A 1,001-nucleotide genomic window follows, 5' to 3' on the forward strand; every position below is an offset into this window, starting at 1 on the left:
GGTGGTGCGCGAGGACAGTCCGGGCGACAAACGCCTGGTCGCCTACGTCGTACCCAAGGAAAGGGAGGTCGAGGAGGGGCTGTCGGCGCGGGTGCGTCAGTTCGCGGGGGAGCGGCTGCCCGAATATCTGGTGCCCGCGGCGGTCGTGCCGCTGGACGCCCTGCCGATGACGGTGAACGGAAAGCTGGACCGCCGAGCTCTACCGGCACCTGAATACGGCACGGGCCAGGGGCGCGGGCCGGCCAACGCCCGCGAAGAGATCCTGTGTGCCGCGTTCGCGGAGGTGCTCGGACTGCCGACGGTGAGCGTCGACGACGACTTCTTCGCGCTCGGCGGGCACTCCCTGCTGACGGTGCGTCTGGTGGAGCTGCTGCGGCTGAGGGGCGTCACCGTACCTGTGCGCGCGCTCTTCGAGACGCCGACGGTGGCGGGGCTGGCGGCTGTTGCGGGTGCGGAACGGGTGGTGGTGCCGGAGAACCGCATTCCTGAGGGTGCGGAGGCGATCACGCCCGAGATGCTGCCGCTGGTGGAGCTGTCGGCAGCGGAGATCGAACGGGTCGTGGCGCGCGTTCCGGGCGGCGCGGGCAATGTCGCGGACATCTATCCACTGGCGCCGCTTCAGGAGGGCATCCTCTTCCACCATCTGATGGCTGGGGCGGGCGGCGACGACGCATACGTCATGCCAGTGGTGCTGGAGTTCGCTTCCCGCACCCGGCTCGATGCGTTCACCCATGCACTGCAGCAGGTGCTGGACCGGCATGACATCTACCGCACCTCCCTGGTCTGGGAAGGACTGGCCGCACCCGTCCAGGTCGTTTGGCGCCGGGCGGCGCTGCCGCTCCGTGAGGTCGTGCTGGAGTCCGGAACAGACCCGGTGCGGGGCCTGCTCGCGCTCGGCGGAACGTCCATGGACGTAGGCCGTGCGCCGCTGATCAATGCCTGTGTGGCCGCACATCCGGAGGGCGATGGCCGCTGGTTGGTGCTGCTGCGGATGCATCACC

Annotated in this window: 1 protein-coding gene; it reads left to right on the forward strand. The window is 69.6% G+C overall.

All coding sequences use genetic code 11. From position 1 onward, the window contains the following. Positions 1–1,001 (forward strand): condensation domain-containing protein (locus ACFVYN_RS41415; RefSeq protein ID WP_390008122.1); only part of this gene is annotated, 1,001 nt, incomplete at both ends.

The organism is Streptomyces sp. NPDC058307 (genome assembly GCF_042880295.1).
Lineage (GTDB): Bacteria > Actinomycetota > Actinomycetes > Streptomycetales > Streptomycetaceae > Streptomyces.